Here is a 22,481-nt window from a genome sequence, read left to right on the forward strand (position 1 = left end):
AGGCGCGAATATTCGTCGGAAAAAAGCGCTAGCGGGTCGCAAAGCGGACCAGACAGAACGAGTTCTTCAAAGGAGACGACGTCGATGAAAGCAGTGCGTGTAATACCGGCCCCGTCGGGCGGCATCGTGGAGGTGCAAGACATCCCGGTCCCGGTCGTTGGCGCGGGACAGGTTCTGGTCAGGGTGCGCGCGGCCGGCCTGAATCGTGGCGAGATCAATCAGGCTCGCGACCTGCGCTCGGGCAATACGATCATCACGGGCGTCGAATTTGCCGGGGAAGTGGCGGCAGTCGGAGAGGGCGTCAGCGGCTGGCGCGAGGGCGATCGCGTGATGGGACACGGCAAGGGTTGCCAGGCCGAGTACGTGCTCTCTGATCCCCGGGCCTTGATGGCGGTGCCGGAAGGGCTTTCCTGGATCGAAGCGGCGGCTTTCCCGAACGTGTTCATCACCGCGCACGACGCCGTGATCACCAATGGGGAACTGCGCGCAGGCGAGTCGGTGCTGATCAACGGCGCCTCGGGCGGCGTTGCGATGGCGGCGATTCAGATCGCGTCCGTATGGGGTGCCAAGCCCGTGATGGCCCAATCGCGCTCGGCCGCGAAGCTCGATCGGCTGGCCGAATTCGGCGTCGACGTAGGCATCGACTCGTCGCACCAATCACAGCTCGATGTGGTGATGGCCGCCACCGACAAGCGAGGGGTCGATCTGATCATCGACACCGTGGGCGGACCGGTCTTCGAGGCGAACATGCAAAGCCTCGCGGTCAAGGGTCGGCTCGTCAACATCGCCCGACTCGGCTCGGCCACCGCTCAGATCGATCTGAGCCAGCTCTGGCTCAAGCGTTTGAAGCTGATTGGCGTGACGTTCCGCACCCGTACCGAGGAGGAGCGGCTGCAGTGCATCGAGGCATGCGCGCGCGACTTGCTGCCCCATCTCGCAGCGGGCCGCATCGGCCTGCCGATCGATCGCACCTTCGCAATGGATGCGATCGGCGAAGCACATGCCTACATGCTGCTCGATCAACATATCGGCAAGATTGTCCTCACCACAAACTAAACCTCAAGCAGAGGAAAAGGAGATATTCATGGGTATCCAGATCACTCCGCTCACCGGTTCGGTGGGCGCGCGCGTCGAAGGCATCAACCTCAACGAACCGGTCGACGTGACGAACTTCGAAGTGCTGCATCGCGCGTTTCTCGACTACGGTGTGCTCGTATTTCGCGGCCAGCGGCTGCAGCCTTCGGCTCACGTCGAGTTCGCCAAACTCTGGGGCAAGCCTGCGCAAAACAATCCGCTCGATCCGAGCGTGCCGGGCTTTCCGGGACTTATCCAGGTAACCAAGATTCCGAAGGAAACGGCGTCGACCGAGGCGTGCCACTCCGATTCGATCTATACACCGGTGCCACCGAAGATCTCGATCCTGTCGGCAGTCGTGGTACCGCACGGCGGCGACACGATGTGGTGCAATCAATACCTTTCGTACGAGCGCTTGTCTCCGACCATGCAGCGCATGCTCGAAGGTCTGCGTGCGCGGTTCACGGGGCTGCGACTGGCCAGAATGCGAGGGATCGACAAGATTCCCGAGGCGGTCCACCCGATCGTGCGCACGCATCCGGAGACGCGCCGCAAGGCCCTCTACGTCGGCCACCGTGAGACCGCCCAGCAGATCGAAGGGATGACCGTCGCCGAAAGCCGCCCGTTGCTCGACTTCCTGTACGAACACTCGACCACGCCGGACAACGTATACCGCCATATGTGGCAGGAAGGCGACGTCGTCATGTGGGACAACCGCTGCACCATGCACTACGCGGTGCACGACTACGGCGAGGCTGAACGCGTGCTCAACCGCATCACCCTCGAGGGCGAAGTGCCGGTCTGACAGGAGCCGATGTAGAACGAATGCGCTTTCGACATCAATTTATTTCGGACGTCGAATGATGAGACGTGCGGCATATCGCGCGCCGTTCCCGGCGCGCGAAGACCGCATCGTCAGGTGAACCACAGAGACTATCGGCGCAGGTAAGCGCAAGGTGAGGTCTGAAATGCAGATTGGAGTGCCCGCCGAGTCGCGGGGTCAAAAATCGCTCGTCGCGGCAACGCCTGAGACGGTCAAGATGCTCGTGTCGCAAGGACGCAGCGTGACCGTCGAGTCGGGTGCCGGTGAATGCGCGCACTACACGGACGACGCTTACCGCAAAGCGGGCGCGCAGATCGGGGATGCGGCGGCGGCCTTCGGCGCGCAAATCGTGCTGAAAGTTGCATCGCCGACTGAATCCGAACTGTTGCTGATGAAACGCGGTTCGGTGCTGGCGGGCATGCTCGACCCGTTCAATACCGACAACACCCGCCGTCTTGCCGACGCGGGGCTGACTGCGTTCGCGCTCGAAGCCGCGCCCCGCACGACGCGCGCGCAAAGCCTCGACGTGCTGTCGTCGCAGGCGAACATCGCGGGCTACAAGGCGGTCCTCGTCGCGGCGGAGCACTATCCGCGCTTCATGCCGATGCTGATGACAGCCGCGGGCACGGTGAAAGCCGCACGGGTGCTGGTGCTCGGTGCAGGCGTCGCGGGACTTCAGGCGATTGCGACGGCCAAGCGCCTCGGCGCGGTCATCGAAGCGTCGGACGTGCGCCCCGCAGTGAAAGAGCAGATCGAATCGCTCGGCGCGAAGTTTCTCAACGTGCCCTACGAGACCGACGAAGAGCGCGAGGCTGCGGCAGGCACGGGCGGCTATGCGCGGCCGATGCCGGCGAGCTGGCTGCAACGCCAGACGGCGCTCGTGCACGAAAAGGCGAAACAGGCCGATATCGTGATCACGACGGCGCTGATTCCCGGGCGCGACGCGCCGACCTTGATCTCGTCCGAAACGGTGCAGGCGATGAAGACGGGCTCCGTCATCGTCGATCTTGCCGCGGGACGCGGGCCGGCCATCGGCGGACATCGAGGCGGCAACTGTCCGCTCACCGAGACCGACAAGGTCGTCGTCACGGAGAACGGCGTGAAGATCGTCGGCTACACGAACCTGGCGGCGATGGTGCCGACCGATGCGTCCTCGCTCTACGCGAGGAACCTTGTCGACTTCCTGAAGCTGATCGTCACGAAAGACGGCACGCTCAATATCGATCTCGCGGACGACATCGTCGCGGCAACCCTGCTCACGCACGAAGGCGTGGTCAAGCGCAACGGATGAGGGGAGCGCAATGGAAGTTATCAATCACACGGTGATCAACCTGATCATCTTCGTGCTGGCGATTTATGTCGGCTACCACGTCGTCTGGAACGTGACGCCGGCGCTGCATACGCCGCTGATGGCAGTCACGAATGCGATCTCCGCGATCGTGATCGTCGGGGCGATGATTGCCGCGGGCCTCACGCTCGGCGGCGCGGGCAAGTTCTTCGGCACGGTCGCCGTCGGGCTCGCCGCGGTGAACGTGTTCGGCGGCTTTCTCGTCACGAGACGCATGCTCGAAATGTTCAGGAAGAAGGAACCGAAGAAACTGGCCACTGGCGGCAAGGAGGCCGTATGACGTCCTTTGATTTCGTGAGCGCGAACGTCGTCACGCTCTTTTATCTGCTCGCGTCTGTCTGCTTCATTCAGGCGTTGAAGGGGCTCTCCAACCCGAAAAGCGCACGCGCCGGCAATGCATTCGGTATGGCTGGCATGGCGATCGCCATTCTGACGACCGTCGCGCTGATCGCGAAACAGGCCGCATCGCTCGGCTCCAACCTTGCTTTGGGACTGGCGCTTCTGTTTGCCGCGTTAGTCATCGGCGGCGCGGTCGGTGCGTTCGTCGCCGCGCGGGTGGAGATGACGAAGATGCCGGAGCTCGTCGCCGCGATGCACTCGCTGATCGGCGTGGCCGCCGTGTGCATCGCGTACGCGGTCGTGTCGGAACCCGCGGCATTCGGACTTGGTGTCCAGGACGCGCCGCATGCGGGCTTCATCCCCTACGGCAACCGGATCGAACTGTTCATCGGCACGTTCGTCGGCGCGATCACGTTCTCGGGTTCGGTGATTGCGTTCGGCAAGCTGTCGGGCAAATACAAATTCCGCCTGTTTCAAGGCGCACCCGTCGTCTATCCGGGCCAGCACCTGATCAATCTCGTGCTCGCGCTGGCGATGATCGGCTTCGGCGTGATGTTCTTCCTCACGCAGTCGTGGCTGCCGTTCATCGTCATGACGATCATCGCGTTTGTGCTCGGCGTGTTGATCATCATTCCGATCGGCGGCGCAGACATGCCGGTGGTCGTGTCGATGCTGAACTCGTACTCGGGCTGGGCGGCGGCGGGCATCGGCTTCTCGCTGAACAATCCGATGCTGATCATCGCCGGCTCGCTGGTCGGGTCGTCGGGTGCGATCCTGTCGTACATCATGTGCCGCGCGATGAACCGCTCGTTCTTCAACGTGATCCTCGGCGGCTTCGGCAACGAGCCGGGCGCGGCCGCGGGCGGCGCGGCGGAGCAGCGTCCGGTGAAATCGGGTTCGGCCGATGACGCGTCGTTCATGATGGGCAACGCCGAAACCGTCGTGATCGTGCCGGGCTATGGGCTGGCCGTGGCGCGCGCGCAGCATGCGTTAAAAGAGTTGACCGACAAGCTGGTCGAGAAGGGCATCGAGGTGAAGTACGCGATCCACCCGGTGGCCGGCCGCATGCCGGGGCACATGAACGTGCTGCTCGCCGAGGCCGAAGTGCCGTACGACATGGTCTACGAGATGGAGGACATCAACGGCGAGTTCGGCCAGGTCGACGTGGTGCTGGTGCTCGGCGCGAACGACGTGGTGAATCCGGCCGCGAAGAACGATCCGAAGTCGCCGATCGCGGGCATGCCGATCATCGAGGCGTACAAGGCGCGCACGGTGATCGTCAACAAGCGCTCGATGGCGGCCGGCTACGCCGGGCTCGACAACGATCTCTTCTACATGGACAAGACCATGATGGTCTTTGGCGATGCGAAGAAGGTGATCGAGGACATGGTCAAGGCCGCGGCGTGACGGATCGGACGAGGAAAACTCATGGCAGAACTTTATCTCGTGCGTCACGGCCAGGCATCCTTTGGCGCGAGTGACTACGACGTGCTGTCCGAGGTCGGCGAGCGTCAGGGGGTCTGGCTCGGCGAATACTTCGCGCAGCTCGATCTGAACTTCGACCGCGTGATGACGGGCGGCATGCGCCGCCACAGACAGACACTCGACGCAATCTGTCGCGGCATGGGTCGTTCGTTCGGGCCGGTCGAGCAGCATGCCGGCTTGGACGAGTACAACTTTCAGGCGCTCTTCGACGGACTGGATGACTCACATCAGGATTTGAAGGCGTGGCGCGGTGCTTCCCGGCAAGAGTTCTACCGGAGCCTGAAGCGGGTGCTGCAACTGTGGTCGAAGGATTTGATCCGCAGTCCGATTCCGGAGACATGGCGGGAGTTTCAGCATCGCGTCGAAGCGGCGAGGCAGGCGATCCAGCAGAGCCCGGCTGAGCGGGTGCTGGTGGTGACCTCGGGCGGTGTGATGGCGGCCATCGCGCAACAGGCGCTGCAGGCGCCGGCCGACGCCGCGATTGCGCTGAATCTGCAGATCCGCAACAGCAGCTTTTGCCGGTTCTTCTTCAATCGGGATGCGTTTCACCTCGCCAGCTTCAACAGCGATCCGCACCTCGATCGCGCAGACCGGCGCCGCTTCCAGACTTTTGGTTAATTGAGAACAGGGTGAAACGATGACGAACGACGCCATGCAAATAGATGTGGGAACACTTGCCCCGTATCTCGAGCGGACGATCGAAGGGTTCAACGGGCCGGTCAGTGCGCAGAAGTTCGCGGGCGGTCAGTCGAATCCGACCTTCCTGCTGAAGGCGGCCAGCGGCAACTACGTGTTGCGCCGCCAGCCCGGCGGCCCGCTGCTGAAGTCGGCGCATGCGGTGGATCGCGAGTTCCGCGTGCTCGAGGCATTGACGAAAACGGACGTGCCGGTCGCGCGCGCATATCACCTGTGCACGGATCGCGATGTGATCGGCACGATGTTCTACGTGATGAGCTTCGAGGAGGGACGCATTTTCTGGAATCCCGCATTCCCGGAGATTTCGCGTGACCAGCGAGGCGAGTATTACGACGCGATCGTGCGCGCGATGGCGACCTTGCACGACGTGGACGTCGATACGGTCGGTCTGTCCGACTATGGCCGGGCCGGAAATTACTTCGAGCGTCAGATCAATCTGTGGACGAGGCAGTACCGGGCGTCGGAGACGAGCCGTATCGACGCGATGGAGAAGCTGATCGCGTGGCTGCCGCTTCATTACCCCGCCGACGACGGAACCCGCTCGCTCGTGCACGGCGATTTCCGCGTCGACAACCTGATCTTCGATTCGCAGCAGTGCCGGATCAAGGCCATGCTCGATTGGGAATTATCGACGCTGGGCAATCCGCTTGCCGACCTGGCTTACTTCTGCATGTGTCTGCGGCTTCCCGCCAATGGGCCGGTCGCGGGCCTTCAAGGAATGAACCGGGCTGCGCTGGGTATTCCGGACGAGAAGGCGATCGTCGCGCGGTACTGCGAATTGCGCGGCATTCCGGGAATCTACGGCTGGTCCTTCTATCTCGCGGTCAGCTTTTTCCGCCTCGCCGCCATCGCACAGGGCGTCAAGAAACGTGCGATGGAGGGCAACGCTTCGCATGCCAACGCGGGCGCAGTCGGCGAAATGGTGGAACAACTCGCGCAGATGGCAGTGAGCGCGCTGGAAGAGCAAAGCTGACAGGCTGCGGAGGAGCGCACTGCGCAAACGGGTGACGCCCCAACGAACATGAATCATCGACAGGAGTACGGAGCAGCATGAGCACCAAACTTTTCGATCTGAGCGGAAAAATCGCGCTCGTCACGGGGGCCAGCCGAGGCATCGGTGAAGAAATCGCCCGGTTGCTGGCGGAGCAGGGCGCGCACGTGATCGTGTCTAGCCGCAAGCTGGAAGAGTGTCTGGCCGTCGCGGAGAAGATCCGCCGCGAGGGCGGCAACGCCGAAGCGCTGGCCTGCCACGTGGGCCGCATGGAGGACATCGCAAGAACGTTCGACTACATTCGCACGCACCATGGGCGCCTCGACATACTCGTGAACAATGCGGCGGCCAACCCGTATTTCGGGCACATCCTCGATACCGATCTCGCGGCATACGACAAGACCGTTGAAGTGAACATTCGCGGCTATTTCTTCATGTCCGTGGAAGCCGGCCGATTGATGCGCGAGCATGGCGGCGGCGCCATCGTCAACACCGCTTCGGTGAATGCGCTGCAGCCGGGCGATATGCAGGGCATCTATTCGATCAGCAAGGCGGCGGTCGTCAACATGACGAGGGCGTTCGCCAAGGAGTGCGGCCCATTCGGGATTCGCGTCAATGCGCTGCTTCCCGGCCTGACGCGGACGAAGTTCGCCAGCGCGCTGTTCGAGACCCCGTCGATCTACGAAGAGTGGATGAAAAAGATCCCGCTTCGTCGTCACGCTGAGCCGCGCGAGCTTGCCGGCGCGGTGCTGTATCTCGTGTCCGATGCCGCGAGCTACACCAATGGGGAATGCCTGGTCGTGGACGGCGGGCTGACCATCTAGTGAAAGGAGTCGCCGCCGCTATATCGTCGCGACCGGATCGGTGCACGGTTTTGACGCGGCAGGCGAACGAAAGGAGACACGATGCAATTCGATTACACACCGAAGGTCCGAGAGCTGCAGTCGAAGCTGCTCGATTTCTTCGAGACTCATATCTATCCGAACGAGCACCGGTACCAGGCCGAGATTCAGGCCAATCGGCAAGCCGGCAACGCGTGGATTCCGACGCGCATTATCGAGGAACTGAAGCCGCTCGCACGCAAGGCCGGACTTTGGAATCTGTTCCTGCCGCGCTCGCCACGCGCGCCGGAAGGTCTTTCGAACCTCGAATACGCGCCGCTGTGCGAAATCATGGGACGGGTGCCCTGGTCGCCCGAAGTGTTCAACTGCTCGGCACCGGACACGGGGAATATGGAAACGCTCGAGCGTTACGCGAGCGAGGCATTGAAGGACCGCTGGCTGGAACCGCTGTTGCGCGGCGAGATTCGGTCTGCGTTTCTGATGACGGAGCCTGCAGTCGCCTCGTCGGATGCGACGAACATCTGCTGCCGCATCGAGCGCGACGGCGATCACTACGTGATCAACGGGACCAAGTGGTGGTCGTCGGGCGCCGGAGACCCGCGTTGCAAGATCTACATCGTGATGGGCAAGACCGATCCGGACGCGGAGCGTCATCAGCAACAGTCGATGATCGTGGTGCCGGCCGATGCGCCGGGTATTACGGTCAAGCGCTATCTGCCCGTGTTCGGGTACGACGATGCGCCTCACGGCCATATGGAAGTCGAACTGAAGGATGTGCGCGTGCCCGTGGCGAATCTGCTGCTCGGCGAGGGCCGCGGCTTCGAGATTGCACAAGGCCGGCTCGGGCCGGGCCGCATTCACCACTGCATGCGCAGCATCGGCGCCGCCGAACGTGCGCTCGAATTGATGTGCGAACGCAGTCTCAGCCGCGTGGCGTTCGGCAAGCCGCTGGCCGAGCAAGGCGTGACGCAGGAACGCATCGCCGAAGCGCGCTGTGAGATCGAAATGGCACGCCTGCTCACGCTGAAAGCGGCGTGGCTGATGGACACGGTCGGCAACAAGGCGGCGCGAGCCGAAATCGCGATGATCAAGGTCGTCGCGCCGAACGTGGCGCTGAAGGTCTTGGACTGGGCGATCCAGTTGCACGGCGCCGCGGGGGTATCGGACGATTTCCCGCTGGCCTATGCGTGGGCGAACCAGCGCACGCTTCGGCTGGCGGACGGCCCGGACGAAGTGCATCGCAACGCGATCGCCCGGCTCGAACTCCAGCGGCATTCTCGACGAGACCGCAGTTGACGGGCGCTGTAAAACAGTTCTGATCTCAGGAGTCGGGCATGCAAAGGGAAGTGGTGGTTGTCGGCGGTGTGCGCACCGCGATTGGAAAGTTCGGCGGTAGTCTCAGGGATCAGCCGCCCACCGCGCTCGGCGCATTCGTCGCACGCGAGGTGCTGGCGCGCGCAGGCGTACAGGGCCAGGACGTCGGTCGTGTGGTGTTCGGCAACGTGATCGCCACCGAGCCAAGGGATCTCTATCTGGCCCGGGTCGCGGCGCTGGATGCCGGCGTCTCCGAGGAGACGCCGGCAATGACGGTGAACCGTCTGTGCGGCTCGGGACTGGAAGCGGTCATTTGCGCTGCTCAGGCGATTCTGCTCAGTGACGCCGAGGTCACGCTCGGCGGTGGTGCGGAGAATATGAGTCGCGCGCCTTATCTCGCGACAGACGCTCGTTTTGGCGCGCGGATGGGCGACAGCCGCCTCGTCGACATGATGCTCGGTGCGTTGCACGACCCGTTTCATTCGATTCACATGGGCATCACCGCCGAGAATGTCGCGCGCAAGTACGGCATCACGCGAGAGCAGCAGGATGAGCTCGCGCTGGAGTCGCATCGGCGCGCGGCGCGGGCCATCGCGGAGGGACGTTTCGCAGATCAGATCGCCGCGTTGAAGAGAACCGTGAAAGGGCAAACCACGGTGTTCGATACCGACGAGCACGTGCGCGCCGACCTCGGATATGACGAGCTTGCCGGTTTGCGTCCCGCGTTCGTCAAGGAAGGCGGCACCGTGACGGCAGGCAATGCCTCGGGCATCAACGACGCGGCAGCGGCGCTTCTGATGATGGACGCCCAAACCGCCAGCACGCGCGGGATCAGCCCGCTCGCGCGCCTCGTTTCATACGCGCACGCGGGAGTGGTTCCGCAGTACATGGGCATCGGTCCCGTGCCCGCGACGCTCGCTGCGTTGAAGCGCGCGGGGCTGCATGCGTCGGATCTCGATGTGATCGAGTCGAACGAGGCGTTCGCGGCACAGGCGTGTGCGGTGACGGGGATGCTCGAACTGGATCCGCAGAAAGTCAATCCCAATGGGTCGGGCATCTCGCTCGGCCATCCGATCGGCGCCACCGGTGCGCTGATCACAGTCAAAGCCCTCCATGAGCTCGAACGAATCAATGGACGCTATGCGCTCGTGACCATGTGTATTGGAGGCGGGCAGGGGATTGCGGCGATATTCGAGAATCTTCGGCGCGCCTAGGCTCGTCGATCGCAGGGGAACAACATGTCAATCGAAACGATCAGCGTGATCGGTGCAGGTGCGATGGGCAGCGGTATCGCCCAGGTGGCCGCCGTTGCCGGCCTGGATGTCGTGGTCATCGACGTAACCGAAGCCGCGCTGGAAAAAGGTCTTGCCGCAATCAAAGCTGGCCTGGAGCGGCTGGTCAGCAATGCGAAGCTAGACCACGCAGCGCGAGAAGCCGCTCTCGCGCGCATCCAGATATCGACCGACTATGAGCGGCTCGCGAACAGCGATCTGGTTATCGAGGCGGTCACGGAAAACGTCGAAATCAAGCTCGGCATTCTGAAGCGAATCGAATCGGTCGCCAACGGGAAGGCCGTTATCGCCACGAACACCTCTTCGATATCGATCACGACGCTGGCCGCATCGCTAGCGGATCCTACACGGCTCGTCGGGATGCATTTCTTCAATCCGGTGCCGACCATGCAGCTCGTCGAGATCATCTGCGGTCTGCAAAGCAGCGCAGCGGCCGCTGAAGCTGTCGTCGATCTGACGCGACGTCTCGGCAAGACCGCGGTTCGAGTCAAAAATTCGCCGGGTTTCGCCGTCAATCGAATTCTCGTTCCGATGATCAACGAAGCCTTTTTCGTACTCGCGGAGGGCGTGGCGACCGCGGAGGAAATCGATGCCGGAATGCGGCTCGGCGCCAACCATCCGATTGGTCCGCTTGCGCTCGCGGATCTCGTGGGGCTCGACGTGTGTCTTTCTGTGATGGATGTCCTTCACAGCGACATCGGCGATCCGAAGTACCGCGCATGTCCGCTTCTGAGAGAACTGGTTCGTGCCGGACGGCTCGGTCGAAAGACCGGTCGCGGCGTGTTCCAGTACGACTCATCGCCCCCGGAACGACGCTCGCGTCTCGTCAGCGACCCGAACGACTCGGTGCGGCCGGACGTAGAAGAAGTCATGAATTGATGGCTTTTTGCATTCTTTTGGAGTTCGCTAATATGAAGCAGTCCACGATCAAAGCCACACTATCGTTCAGCGATAACTCGCCGAGCGTTGAAATGCCGATTTACAAGGGCACGATTGGCCCGGATGTCATCGACATTCGCAAACTGTACGGCCAGACCGGCAAATTCACGTACGACCCGGGCTTCATGTCGACGGCGGCGTGCAATTCGGCGATCACCTACATCGACGGCGACAAGGGCGAACTGCTCTACCGCGGCTACGCGATCGACAACCTCGCGCAGAACGCCGACTTCCTGGAAACCTGCTATCTGCTGCTGAAGGGCGAACTGCCGAACGCGCAGCAGAAAGCCGAGTTCGAGAACACCGTCAAGCAGCACACGATGGTGCACGAGCAGATGCAGTTCTTCTTCCGCGGCTTCCGCCGCGACGCGCACCCGATGGCGATTCTGGTTGCCGCGGTCGGCGCGCTGTCGGCGTTCTATCACGACTCGCTCGACATCAATAACCCGCGTCACCGCGAAGTGTCGGCGATCCGCATGATTGCGAAGCTGCCCACGCTGGTCGCGATGGCGTACAAGTACAGCATCGGCCAGCCGTTCGTGTATCCGAAGAACGACCTGTCGTACAGCGCAAACTTCATGCGCATGATGTTCTCGAACCCGTGCGAAGAGTACGTGGTCAACGACGTGCTGGTGCGCGCGCTCGACCGTATCCTGATCCTGCACGCGGACCACGAGCAGAACGCGTCGACGTCGACCGTGCGTCTCGCCGGTTCTTCGGGTGCGAATCCGTTCGCGTGTATCGCGGCCGGTATCGCATGTCTGTGGGGCCCGGCGCACGGCGGCGCGAACGAAGCCGCGCTGAACATGCTGGAAGAAATCGGCTCGGTCGACAACATTCCCGAGTTCATCAAGCAGGTGAAGGACAAGAACTCGGGCGTGAAGCTGATGGGCTTCGGCCACCGTGTGTACAAGAACTATGATCCGCGCGCGAAGCTGATGCGCGAAACCTGCCACGAAGTGCTCGAAGAACTGGGCCTGCACGACGACCCGCTGTTCAAGCTCGCGATGGAACTCGAAAAGATCGCGCTCGAAGACGAATACTTCGTGTCGCGCAAGCTGTACCCGAACGTCGATTTCTACTCGGGTATCGTGCAGCGCGCGCTGGGCATTCCGACGTCGATGTTCACGTGTATCTTCGCGATGGCACGCACGGTCGGCTGGATCGCGCAGTGGAACGAAATGATCGCCGATCCTGAGCAGAAGATTGGTCGTCCGCGTCAGCTGTTCGTCGGCGAGGGTAGGCGTGTGGTTGGCCAGTGCGGCGAAGCTCGGGCAGGTGATCAAATGCGGCAACCGGGTGAGAGTGAGTAACGCCAGGATGTGCGTGCGATGTGCTGGCAAGCGGCAAGCCGCTCGGCCGCAACGAATCTTTGAGTGCAGCGTCGTGAGATGGAACCGGCGCACTGACATTCTGGCCTCGATAGAGGAAGCGTCGGTCAGGACGCTGATCGGTTGGCCGCCGTTGTGCGCCAACCCATTTGGCGTCAACAGGAGAGAACTATGCTAGGGAAAAAGCTTCTTGTCGCTGCGGCCGGTGTGCTCGCACTAGCGGCGACCGCAAATGTCTTCGCACAGGCAAGCGACGCCGGCACGGCGGCATCGAGCGCCAAGTCGGCAAAGCAGGCCAATCGAGCGCTCGCCAGGGAGGTCCGCCGCGCTCTGTCCAGGACGAAAAACCTGAACATCAGCAACATCAATGTGCGGGCGAACAATGGCGCGGTCACGCTCGCGGGTACCGTGCCAGACGCTACGATGATCGATAGGGCTGGCGAGGTTGCCAAGGGAGTCGCCGGAGTCAGTTCCGTGAAAAACACGGTTTCCATCCGCCCGCCAGGGCAGTAGCAGGTCCGAGGGTGAACGTGTCCGTGTGCATTGGCGCACACCACCCTTGACCGGCAGTCGCACGGCACTAGGACGTCAAGACGATCGCCGACTTCAGACGAGATAGCGGCCAGGCCATACGCAACGATTGCCGGCAATTTGTGATGCTTCGGGTTAACGCCGGTTGGCGCGAAAACCTAAAACCATGGCGCCTGATCATCAAAGCGCATCGCGGGATTGCCTTATCGTGTGTGTGACCGAATCGCCGATGTTTCGAGCGGTATTTCATAGGCGCCCGCGTGTCCCGTTCTTGCAGCGACGAACCATCACATGCCCGGGCACGCGCGCTTCTGCCGGGATGCGAGCGCCGCGCCCCGTCCCGCTGACGCTGAGTTATTCGATGAGCCGGGACTTCCTGAGTACCGGGTATGCAGATGGAGCGCGCCGGCATGATCGTTGACGCGCGGTACTAACGAGTTTGGGAAACTATACGAAATGATTTTGTGTTTCACACGGACCAGCCTGCTGGGCCACGCCGATCGCGAGGATACTCCTCGATGACCTCTTCTGACCAAATCCTGAATGAGAAAGGCTGCAGTGAAGGAGGCGAGCGATCCGTCCTCAAGATCGAAACGTTCTTCGACTTCGTTTGCCCCTGGTGTCTGATCGGCAAGCGCAATCTGGATGTGGCCGTTTCGCGTTTCGAAAGCTCGCGGCCCGATGTGCGCGTATCGGTGCAGTGGCGTTCTCACCAGTTGCTGCCCGGCATGCCTGTCGAGGGTTTGCCCTACCAGGCGTTCTATCGCGATCGTCTTGGGAGTGCGGAAGCCGTGGCGGCGAGGCGTGCGCAGGTGCAGCGAGCAGGCGATGACGCGGGCATCAAATTCGCCTTCGACCGCATCGAGGTGATGCCGAACACCGCCGCTGCGCACGAACTTGTGACCTTCGCGGCGAGCCGTGGAACCGGCGTGCAGACGACGGAATTGATCGACCGGATTCTCACCGCCTACTTCATGGAAGGCGAGAACGTTGGCGACAGCGAGGTCCTCGCGCGCCTTGGCCTCGAATTCGGCCTCGAGTACACGAGTCTGACGGCACACCTGACGGCGTCAAAGCGTGCCGCGAATCTCGCCGGCCAGCGACGCTCGTTCGGCGACGCGAAGGTGAGCGGCGTGCCGCATTTCGTGTTCAACACGCACTACTCGCTGTCGGGCGTCTATTCGCCAATGGCGTTGGCAAGTGCCATGACGCTTGCCGTCGCGAATTGAAGTCGTACGGCAACGTCGCGCGCATACGTTTTGATCCCGTCTGCGTGGACCGCAAAAAGGCCGGAGTTATCCGTCATGAAAGTGCGGATAGCGGGGCGGGCCATCGCGACGCTGCACGCGGCGCGCGCTTGCGGCGGACAAGCTCCCGGGCACCGCGCTCGATGTCTTCGAGCACCACCTGACGGCGGCCGACCGGGAGCGGCTTCATGCCGAATTCATCCATGCATGCCTCACAGGCGACGGCCCGAACGAGGCGGACCGCAATGACCTGGGCGGTGCCAGCTCATAGCGTTCCGGCCGCCGGCGACGACTCGGGTTTGCCCCTAGTTCGCGATAAACAAATGGAATTGCTTTTCGACGAATTTTGATTGGATTTCCAACGGATGCGGACATATCGTGCGTCAGTCCAATGCCGCAATGCGTGCGTTCGGATCGAAAAACGGCCTCGCCGATAGAACAAAACATCCAGGAGACTTACCTTATGGAGCAATCCTCTACGGCGCCGCGTGTGCCGGAGTCGGGCGCTAGTGGCGCTCAGAACATCGCTTCCAACGACCAGGCTTCGCCAAGGGTGCGGCGAATTCAGCGTACCGCGCTTGTTTTGCTCCTCCTGAGCGGGGTCATCAACTATATCGATCGCGCAACGCTGTCCATCGCGAACCCGCTGATCCGGCACGATCTTGGACTCTCGGTCGCGGAAATGGGCCTGCTGCTTTCGGCGTTTCTCTGGGCTTATGCGTTTGCGCAACTGCCAGCGGGCGCGCTGGTCGATCGCTTCGGCGCGCGCGTCATGTTAACCGTCAGCCTGGCGACATGGTCGGTGGCGCAAGCGTTCGGCGGCGTCGTGAACAGCTTCGGCCAGTTCTTCACCGCTCGCATGGTGCTGGGAATAGGGGAGGCACCGCAGTTTCCAACGGCGGCCAAAGTCGTTCGCGACTGGTTCGGCAAAAAAGAGCGCGGCGCCGCGACCGGCATCTGGAACAGTTCGTCGACGCTTGGCACTGCAATATCGGCGCCTTTGCTGACGGTCTTAATGTTGACCGTGGGATGGCGATGGATGTTCGGCATCATGGGAATCGCGGGCCTCCTCGTTGCACTGTGTTTTTTCCTCGTGCATCGCGACCCGCATCACGTCGACTTGACGCCGCGGGAGCGCGCGCATCTATCCGACGTCGATGGGGAAGCCCAGAGCCGTCCGACATGGCGCGAGTGGCGCCGTCTGTTCGACTTCGGCACCACGTGGGGCATGCTGCTTGGATTCTTCGGCACGATCTACGTCTTATGGCTTTACAACGCGTGGTTGCCGACGTATCTGCAAATGGAACTTCACCTGACTATTGCGAAGTCGGGATGGGTGGCTGCGGTTCCCTATCTCTTTGGCGTGGTGGGCAGTCTCTCTGGCGGAAAGATTTGCGATGTGCTCGCGCGGCGAGGGGTATCGGCAATCAACAGCCGGAAGTACCCAATGGCGGCCTCGCTTGTCGGTGTCGCCGTGTTCACGGCACTGACCGGTCTCACGCACAGCGCAACGCTGGCGGTCGTGTTCATCTCGATCTCGATGTTGCTGCTGTATGTCTCTAGCAGTGCGGCCTGGGCGACGGCGTCCGTTGCTGCGCCCGCCAATTGCACCGCGTCCATCGGCGCCATGCAGAATTTCGGGGGCTACTTCGGGGGCGCGCTGGCACCGGTGGTCACGGGCTTCATCGTGCAGCAAACACACTCGTTCCAGCCCGCGCTGTTCGTAGGGGCGGGTGTTGCCGCTGTCGCGGTGATCGGCTATTGGCTACTCGTACGCGGCCCAATACCGCCGGCCGCGCTTACCCGTGATGTGTAACGGCAAAACGACGCTACCGCGGGCGAGGGTCTGGGGCTCTCGCTCTAATCAGTCAGGTAGTGCGGCAGGAAGCCGGATTTCATAGCGCTGCGCGCAGGCCTCAAGCGCCGGGGCGATCGTCGGGTGCAGTGCCACTCCGTCGCGCAGTTGCTCGCGCTTGAGGCTGAGTCCGCGATCTCCCGGCATCCGCACACCTGCCGTTCCGGGGCGCGGCGGATTATCTCTGCATGCATCGCCGAGCCAGTCCATCTGCCGCGCGAACGCTCCGAGACCGCCAAAAGCCGCCGGATCGTATAGCGACAGAAACACGGTGGCGCCCCATCCATCGGCAGGATCGGCTCGACCGTGGCCTGCCAGGCCTCCCGTCAGCGCCTCGATCAACAACGCCAGCCCGAAGCCCTTATGCCCCCACGTCATGCCGCCAATCGGTAAGATGGATCCCGGGGGCTCAGCGGAGAGCACGCCGGGATCTCGGCTGGGCTGCCCGTCCGCATCGAGAAAGCATGCTTCCTCGAAGAGTTGTCCCGCTTTATGTTGGCGCGCGGTCATGCCGTTCGTCACGGTCGACGAGGAGATATCGATCAGAAACGGCGTGCCCGAGGTTGGAATGCCCGCCGCGATCGGATTAGGTGTAAATACGGACCGCGTGCCGCCGTGAGGGGCCACGCTTTGCACCGCCGGGTCGGAACTGCTGAGCAAGATCATGAATCCTTCGGCAGTGGCGTTCTCCAGATAACTGGCAAGGCATGCGATGTGGTGGCTTCGCCGAATCACCAACGTCGCGCTGCCATACTTCCTCGCCCGCGGCGCCAGCGTTTCGATGCCATTGACAACCAGCCACGGGCCCGGAAGACGCCGACCGTCCCACAACACGCTGCCGCCCCGGTCTGAAACGACCTCGGGCTCGCCGTAGCAGGTCATCGTCGCGTTTTCGATCTCACGGATATATGCGGGCAGCAACGCAAGGCCGTGCGTGTCATGTCCCATCAAGTCACCGTCTACGAGCGTACGAGCGACTGTGCGCGCTTTGACGTCCTCCATTCCGACCCTGACCAGCAGACGCTGTGCGAAGTCTTGCAGTTCATCGGCGGAGTAGCGGACTGATGTATTCATCGTGATTGGGTCAGTGAGGGTGATTGTTCGAAGATTGCCGGGTCGGAAATGCCCGACGCGCTTCGGATTGTCGTTTGAGCTTTTGATAAGCGTCCAATTGCGAATTGAGTAAAATCAATTCCATCTGGTTATGAGTTTGTCTGTGTTTACCCTATGCCGCAAGATTGCACCCTCTCCGTTACCCAACTGCTGACAAAGCTGCGCTTCAGGCATCTCCAGTTGCTTGAACTGCTCGGGCGTAGCCGCAACCTCCGTATCGCGGCTGAGCAGATGCACGTCACGCAGCCGGCCGCCACGAAGATCCTGAGCGACCTGGAGGCGATGTTTGGTGCGTCGCTGTTCGACCGGCTACCGCGCGAAATGCGGCCGACCGATCTCGGTACGCTGTCCGTGCGCTATGCGAGCACGACGCTGTCCGCTCTGGGCAAGTTTTCGAGCGAGTTCGCGACATTGAAGAATGGCGGCTATGGTCATCTCACGGTCGGCTTCATTCCGGCTTCCGCCGCACAACTCGTCACCACCGCCATCAAGGAGATCCAGCGCCGACGCCCGAGACTCGTCATCAAGCTGGTCGAGCAAAGTAGCGATCAACTCGCGACATGGCTTGAGGAAAGGCGACTAGATGTGATGATTGGGCGCCCGACAGAGCCACGACATGAAGCGCTTTTCAATGTGGTCGATTTATTGGCGGAGCCGGCGCGTGTGGTCGTCGGGCAGCATCATCCGTTGCTAAAGCAGCGGCGCATCGGGATCGCCGACCTGGGCGAGTGGCCGTGGATCTTGTATCCGCAAGGCACAGCCATGCGGCAGCTGTTCGAAGAGACGTTCGCGGCGGCTGCCATGGTCGCGCCTGTGGGCATCGTGGAAACCCCCTCGATTTTTTCGACGCTAGAGTTGCTGCAGGCCACCGACATGATCTCCCTTCAACCAAAGGCAGCGATGGACAGGTACGTCAAGCATGGCCTTCTAGGTTATCTGGACGTGCCGATACGGCGGACAATGTCGAACTACAGCGTCATTACACGAAAAGACGAAGCTGCTTCGCAAGCGGTGAACGAATTCGTTGCCATCCTCTTCGCAATAGCCGCGCAATGCTAGGTTGGTCAACGTGACGGTCGTGAGAGTACGTTTCCCAATTGCGTAACCAGGCACAGTGTCGGCATTATCTTCATGTGCTTGCTGGTAAACCTCGGGTGTCACGGTCTCAGCATCTAGCTGCCTGGTGTACGACGCAGTTCGGCCTCACGCTCGCGAAGTCGGCGAGGTGGACCGCTGCATCGGTTTTCGGCGTACCGGTTGCCATCTGAACCCACCTTCGTCACGTATCAGATGGGCGCGCTCATTAATCGATCCAACGACCGTTGTTCAATCGACGGGTGCCACGATTCGCGGACGGCACGAACGGTTGAATCCGCATCGTCATTCGGCCGGCGATCGCGCTCCACTCGCTCGCAGGATCATGCTCACCACTTCTTCCGTAGTCGCCTCGAAGCGCTTCGTCGCTAGCGCGCGCTTGCCCGAGAGCGCGCATATCTGTGCCTCGAAATCGGCATAGTGCTGAGTGGTTGCCCAGATCATGAACAGTAGGGTCGGCGGATCGACGGGCGCGAGCAAGCCTTTGGCAATCCATCGCTCGATCAGCTTCACACGTGTGTCCATCCACGGCTTCACGCGTTCGAGCAGGATCTCCTGCATATGCGCCGCACCGCTGATGATTTCGTTGGCCCACACCTTCGAGCCGAGCGGGCGGCGCCGTGACAGGGCCATCTTGGCGCGTACGTAGCCGCCTATCGCCTCGACCGGATCGTCGCTTGCATCGAACACGTTGGCGGCCGCGTTCCATTCCTCGAAAACATCGTCGAGTACGCGCCAGTAGAGCGCGAGTTTGGTCGGGAAATAGTAGTGCAGATTGGCCTTCGGCAAGCCCGCGCGCTCGGCGATCAGCGCCGTGCTCGCGCCTTCGAAACCGCGTTCGGCGAACACGGCTTCGGCACATGCGAGCAGGTGAGATTCATTCGACGCGCGAATCGCGGCTTTGCGCCGGCCGGGCCTATGCGTTGCGTCAGCGGTTGGCTGCGCCAGCGCCGTGCCACGCGTCCCGAAGGGCACGGGTCGCGCGGTGGGTTCGTCGTTGCGCATAGTGTTCGGTCCATTCGAAAGAAATGAGAAGCGCGTCGGCCGCGCGCGTGCCGGCTTCATTGTAGCCACGATGCAAGTGCGTCGCGTATTCACCTGCGTCGGCAGAAGCGCGCAAGTCGGACGTCCGCGTGCTTTTCGCGCACTGCAGCATCGATGGCACGGTTCTCGCTCGTAACTCCGCATTGAATTAGCGAAGTTTATCGTCTAAAACCTGTCCAATCGGACAGGATTCGAAGGGCGGGATTTCAGGAGCCGCATAGTGCTATCCAGGCGTGCACCGCGATGGCTCTTCGCGCCCCAAACGGTGGCGTGCAGGCACGTTTGACGAACACGGACAGGAGGACACGTATGAACGCAGTAAGCGAAGCCGCGCTGACGACCGCGATCCACGTGAACGGCCAGCGCTTGTGGGACAGCCTGATGGCGATGGCGAAGATTGGCGCGACCCCCAAGGTCGGCGTGTGCCGTCTCGCGCTGACCGACCTCGACAAGCAGGGCCGCGATCTCATCGTGCAATGGGCGAAAGAGGCGAACTGCACGGTGAGTGTCGACCAGATGGGCAACGTGTTCATGCGCCGCGCGGGGCGTGACAACGACCTGCCGCCCGTGATGACCGGCTCGCACGCCGACTCCCAGCCGACGGGCGGCCGCTTCGACGGTATCTATGGTGTGCTCGGCGGGCTCGAGGTGATTCGCTCGCTGAACGATTACGGCATCGAAACCGAGCGGCCTGTTGAAACGGTGATCTGGACCAACGAAGAGGGCTCGCGCTTCGCGCCGGCGATGGTCGCCTCCGGCGTATTTGCCGGCGTGTTCACGCTCGAGTACGGGCTTTCGCGCAAGGACGTCGACGGCAAGACCATCGGCGAGGAATTGCAGCGGATCGGCTATGCGGGCGCAGTGCCGTGCGGCGGTCGCAAGATTCACGCTGCGTTCGAGCTGCACATCGAACAAGGGCCAATACTCGAGGCCGAAAACAAAACGATAGGCGTGGTCACCGACGCGCAAGGCCAGCGCTGGTACGAAGTCGTGCTCACGGGGCAGGAGGCGCACGCGGGGCCTACGCCCATGCCGCGCCGCCGCGACGCGTTGCTGGGCGCCTCGCGTGTGGTGCAGCTCGTCAATGAAATCGGCCTGCATCACGCGACGCTCGCGTGCGCGACAGTTGGCATGATGCAGGTGCATCCGAACTCGCGCAACGTGATTCCCGGCCGCGTGTTCTTCACCATCGACTTTCGCCATCCGCAGGACGAAGTGCTCGCGCAGATGGACGCCGAACTGCGCGAAGGCATCGCGAAGATCGCGCAACAGGGCAAGCTGGAAGCCGAAGTGGAGCAGATTTTCTACTACGCGCCCGTGCCGTTCGACGAGGCGTGTGTGAAGTCCGTGCGCGCGGCGGCCGAGCGCTTCGGCTATTCGAATCGGGACATCGTGTCGGGTGCAGGTCACGACGCGTGCTATCTCGCGACGGTCGCGCCGACCTCGATGGTGTTCGTGCCGTGCATCGACGGCATTAGCCACAACGAAGTCGAGGACGCGACGATCGAATGGATCGAAGCCGGCGCGAACGTGTTGCTGCACGCGATGCTCGAACGCGCGAGCGAACCCGGCTGACGCACGACGATTGAACGCTAGCGGTCTCAGCGCCGCGCTGTCTTTCCAACGATTCCCCTGTACCGGCCGCGCGCATCACGCGCACGGCCGGCGGACCCGTGTTTTGCCTCGCAAGGAGCACCCGGATGTCCCAGACCACCTCGAATGCCGCCGACGGCATCGCCGCAGGCCGTCTCAGCGCCGAGCAGCTCGGCTGCAATTTTGCCGACGTCGCGCCGCCGCTTTCCGCGAACGCGGCCGTGATCGCGGCCGACCGCTGTCATTACTGTTACGACGCACCCTGCGTAAACGCGTGCCCCACGGGCATCGACATTCCCGGCTTCATCCGCAAGATCGGCAACGGCAATCTGAGGGGGGCGGCGCGCGACATTCTGAGCGCGAACCCGCTGGGCGGCATGTGCGCGCGAGTGTGCCCCACCGAAATTCTCTGCGAAGGCGCCTGCGTGAGAAATCATCAGGATGGCGAGCCGGTTCGGATCGGCGCGCTGCAACGTCATGCCACCGACTTCCAGATGGCGCGCGAAGCCGCCGGTGCGCCTGCGCTCTTCAAGCGCGCGAGCGACACGTGCCGTCAGGTCGCGGTGGTCGGCGCGGGTCCCGCGGGTCTTGCCTGCGCGCACACGCTCGCGCTGGCCGGGCATCGCGTGAGCGTCTTCGATGCGGGCAAGCATCCGGGCGGTCTGAACGAGTACGGCATCGCGGCGTACAAGACCGTCGATGATTACGCACAGCGCGAGGTGCGGTGGCTGCTTTCAATCGGCGGGATAGAACTGCGCCAGGGCCAGCGGCTGGGGCATGACATGACGCTAGAGGAACTACGCGCAGCGTACGACGCGGTGTTCATCGGCGTGGGACTCGGCGGCACGCACACGCTGTCCGTCGAAGGCGAAATGCTCGACGGCGTGCTCGATGCGGTGGATTTCATCGCAAGCGTTCGCACGGCCGACGATCTAGCCAGCGTGCCCGTCGGCCGCAAGGTGGTGGTGCTCGGAGGCGGCAACACGGCAATCGACGCCGCCGTGCAAAGCCGCAAGCTGGGCGCGGAGCGGGTGACGCTCGCCTATCGTCGCGGCGCAGCGCAGATGAGCGCCACCTGGGCCGAACTGGAGTTCGCGCGTAGCCAGGGTGTGGCCGTGGCCGAATGGATGAAGCCGCTGCGAATCGTCGGCGACACGCAGGTGCAGGCCGTGGAATTCGAGCGCACCGAGCTCGATATGGCCGGCGCGTTGCGCGGCAATGGGGAGATCGTGCGCGTGGAGGCCGACATGGTGCTGAAGGCCATTGGCCAGAAGCTCTTACCCGCAGGCCTTGATGGGCTGCAACTGACCGACGGAGCCGGGCGCATCGCAGTGGACGCGAACGGCGCCACCTCGCTCACGGGCGTTTTCGCAGGCGGCGACTGTGCCGGCCACGCCGGAACCGATCTGACCGTTCAGGCCGTGCAGGACGGCAAGCTCGCCGCGCACGCGATCGACCGCTTCCTTGCGAACCTGTCTGCGAGAGCCGCCTGAGCCGCGCGAAAGCTACATTGAATCAAGCTAAAACGA

General features: G+C 62.5%; 20 protein-coding genes and 1 pseudogene. 18 read left to right on the forward strand and 3 right to left on the reverse strand.

Features of this window, described 5'->3' with window-relative positions; translation table 11 throughout:
• Positions 1-84 precede the first annotated feature (84 nt).
• From QFZ94_RS39940 to QFZ94_RS40005, 14 genes and pseudogenes are all read left to right on the forward strand, one after another.
• The gene (locus QFZ94_RS39940; RefSeq protein WP_429463460.1) at positions 85-1,056 is read left to right on the forward strand and encodes a zinc-binding dehydrogenase; all 972 of its coding nucleotides are present in this window, start codon (positions 85-87) and stop codon (positions 1,054-1,056) included.
• 28 nt (positions 1,057-1,084) lie between these two features.
• Positions 1,085-1,879 (forward strand): TauD/TfdA dioxygenase family protein, encoded by a 795-nt coding sequence (locus QFZ94_RS39945; protein ID WP_429463462.1) that lies wholly within the window; start codon positions 1,085-1,087, stop codon positions 1,877-1,879.
• 163 nt (positions 1,880-2,042) lie between these two features.
• Positions 2,043-3,188, forward strand: coding sequence for a Re/Si-specific NAD(P)(+) transhydrogenase subunit alpha (locus tag QFZ94_RS39950; protein WP_429463464.1), 1,146 nt, complete (start codon positions 2,043-2,045; stop codon positions 3,186-3,188).
• 10 nt (positions 3,189-3,198) lie between these two features.
• Entirely contained in the window at positions 3,199-3,525 is a 327-nt protein-coding gene (locus tag QFZ94_RS39955; protein WP_410848414.1) for an NAD(P) transhydrogenase subunit alpha, read from the forward strand.
• A gap of 14 nt (positions 3,526-3,539) precedes the next feature.
• Entirely contained in the window at positions 3,540-4,991 is a 1,452-nt protein-coding gene (locus QFZ94_RS39960) for an NAD(P)(+) transhydrogenase (Re/Si-specific) subunit beta (protein ID WP_429463691.1), read from the forward strand.
• A 21-nt stretch (positions 4,992-5,012) separates the two neighbouring features.
• Entirely contained in the window at positions 5,013-5,687 is a 675-nt protein-coding gene (locus QFZ94_RS39965) for a histidine phosphatase family protein (RefSeq protein ID WP_429463466.1), read from the forward strand.
• A 19-nt stretch (positions 5,688-5,706) separates the two neighbouring features.
• Positions 5,707-6,738, forward strand: coding sequence for a phosphotransferase (locus tag QFZ94_RS39970; protein ID WP_429463468.1), 1,032 nt, complete (start codon positions 5,707-5,709; stop codon positions 6,736-6,738).
• Between the two features lie 77 nt (positions 6,739-6,815).
• On the forward strand, positions 6,816-7,580 hold the full coding sequence (locus QFZ94_RS39975) for an SDR family oxidoreductase (protein ID WP_368581510.1): 765 nt from the start codon (positions 6,816-6,818) through the stop codon (positions 7,578-7,580).
• Between the two features lie 81 nt (positions 7,581-7,661).
• Positions 7,662-8,894, forward strand: coding sequence for an acyl-CoA dehydrogenase family protein (locus QFZ94_RS39980; protein WP_429463471.1), 1,233 nt, complete (start codon positions 7,662-7,664; stop codon positions 8,892-8,894).
• A 38-nt stretch (positions 8,895-8,932) separates the two neighbouring features.
• The gene (bktB, locus tag QFZ94_RS39985) at positions 8,933-10,126 is read left to right on the forward strand and encodes a beta-ketothiolase BktB (protein ID WP_429463473.1); all 1,194 of its coding nucleotides are present in this window, start codon (positions 8,933-8,935) and stop codon (positions 10,124-10,126) included.
• 24 nt (positions 10,127-10,150) lie between these two features.
• A pseudogene (locus tag QFZ94_RS39990) lies at positions 10,151-10,996 on the forward strand (3-hydroxybutyryl-CoA dehydrogenase); the annotation flags it as partial.
• 119 nt (positions 10,997-11,115) lie between these two features.
• Positions 11,116-12,456 carry a citrate synthase gene (gene gltA / locus QFZ94_RS39995; RefSeq protein WP_429463475.1) on the forward strand — a complete coding sequence of 447 codons (1,341 nt, stop codon included), beginning with the start codon at positions 11,116-11,118 and terminating at the stop codon, positions 12,454-12,456.
• Positions 12,457-12,645: 189 nt separating this feature from the next.
• Complete coding sequence (locus QFZ94_RS40000; RefSeq protein WP_368581514.1) at positions 12,646-12,987, forward strand: BON domain-containing protein; 342 nt, start codon at positions 12,646-12,648, stop codon at positions 12,985-12,987.
• 536 nt (positions 12,988-13,523) lie between these two features.
• A complete protein-coding gene (locus QFZ94_RS40005; RefSeq protein WP_429463477.1) occupies positions 13,524-14,234 on the forward strand; it encodes a DsbA family oxidoreductase in 711 nt (236 codons plus the stop codon).
• A gap of 73 nt (positions 14,235-14,307) precedes the next feature.
• Here QFZ94_RS40005 and QFZ94_RS40010 read toward each other — a convergent pair whose 3' ends face one another.
• The gene (locus QFZ94_RS40010) at positions 14,308-14,457 is read right to left on the reverse strand and encodes a hypothetical protein (RefSeq protein WP_429463479.1); all 150 of its coding nucleotides are present in this window, start codon (positions 14,455-14,457) and stop codon (positions 14,308-14,310) included.
• Positions 14,458-14,715: 258 nt separating this feature from the next.
• Between QFZ94_RS40010 and QFZ94_RS40015 the strand changes: the two genes are divergently transcribed.
• The gene (locus QFZ94_RS40015) at positions 14,716-16,068 is read left to right on the forward strand and encodes an MFS transporter (protein ID WP_429463481.1); all 1,353 of its coding nucleotides are present in this window, start codon (positions 14,716-14,718) and stop codon (positions 16,066-16,068) included.
• A 48-nt stretch (positions 16,069-16,116) separates the two neighbouring features.
• Here QFZ94_RS40015 and QFZ94_RS40020 read toward each other — a convergent pair whose 3' ends face one another.
• The gene (locus QFZ94_RS40020) at positions 16,117-17,181 is read right to left on the reverse strand and encodes an Ldh family oxidoreductase (protein WP_429463483.1); all 1,065 of its coding nucleotides are present in this window, start codon (positions 17,179-17,181) and stop codon (positions 16,117-16,119) included.
• 153 nt (positions 17,182-17,334) lie between these two features.
• On the opposite strand from QFZ94_RS40020, the gene QFZ94_RS40025 reads away from it, so the two are divergent.
• Positions 17,335-18,279, forward strand: coding sequence for a LysR family transcriptional regulator (locus tag QFZ94_RS40025; protein ID WP_429463485.1), 945 nt, complete (start codon positions 17,335-17,337; stop codon positions 18,277-18,279).
• A 321-nt stretch (positions 18,280-18,600) separates the two neighbouring features.
• Here QFZ94_RS40025 and QFZ94_RS40030 read toward each other — a convergent pair whose 3' ends face one another.
• Positions 18,601-19,320: a TetR/AcrR family transcriptional regulator gene (locus QFZ94_RS40030; RefSeq protein WP_368581518.1), complete on the reverse strand. Its 720-nt coding sequence runs from the start codon at positions 19,318-19,320 to the stop codon at positions 18,601-18,603.
• A 348-nt stretch (positions 19,321-19,668) separates the two neighbouring features.
• Between QFZ94_RS40030 and QFZ94_RS40035 the strand changes: the two genes are divergently transcribed.
• Positions 19,669-20,934 carry a Zn-dependent hydrolase gene (locus QFZ94_RS40035; protein ID WP_429463487.1) on the forward strand — a complete coding sequence of 422 codons (1,266 nt, stop codon included), beginning with the start codon at positions 19,669-19,671 and terminating at the stop codon, positions 20,932-20,934.
• A 125-nt stretch (positions 20,935-21,059) separates the two neighbouring features.
• The gene (locus tag QFZ94_RS40040) at positions 21,060-22,445 is read left to right on the forward strand and encodes an NAD(P)-dependent oxidoreductase (protein WP_429463489.1); all 1,386 of its coding nucleotides are present in this window, start codon (positions 21,060-21,062) and stop codon (positions 22,443-22,445) included.
• Positions 22,446-22,481 lie beyond the last annotated feature (36 nt).

Source organism: Paraburkholderia sp. JPY465 (genome assembly GCF_050436725.1).
Taxonomy (GTDB): Bacteria; Pseudomonadota; Gammaproteobacteria; order Burkholderiales; family Burkholderiaceae; genus Paraburkholderia; species Paraburkholderia youngii.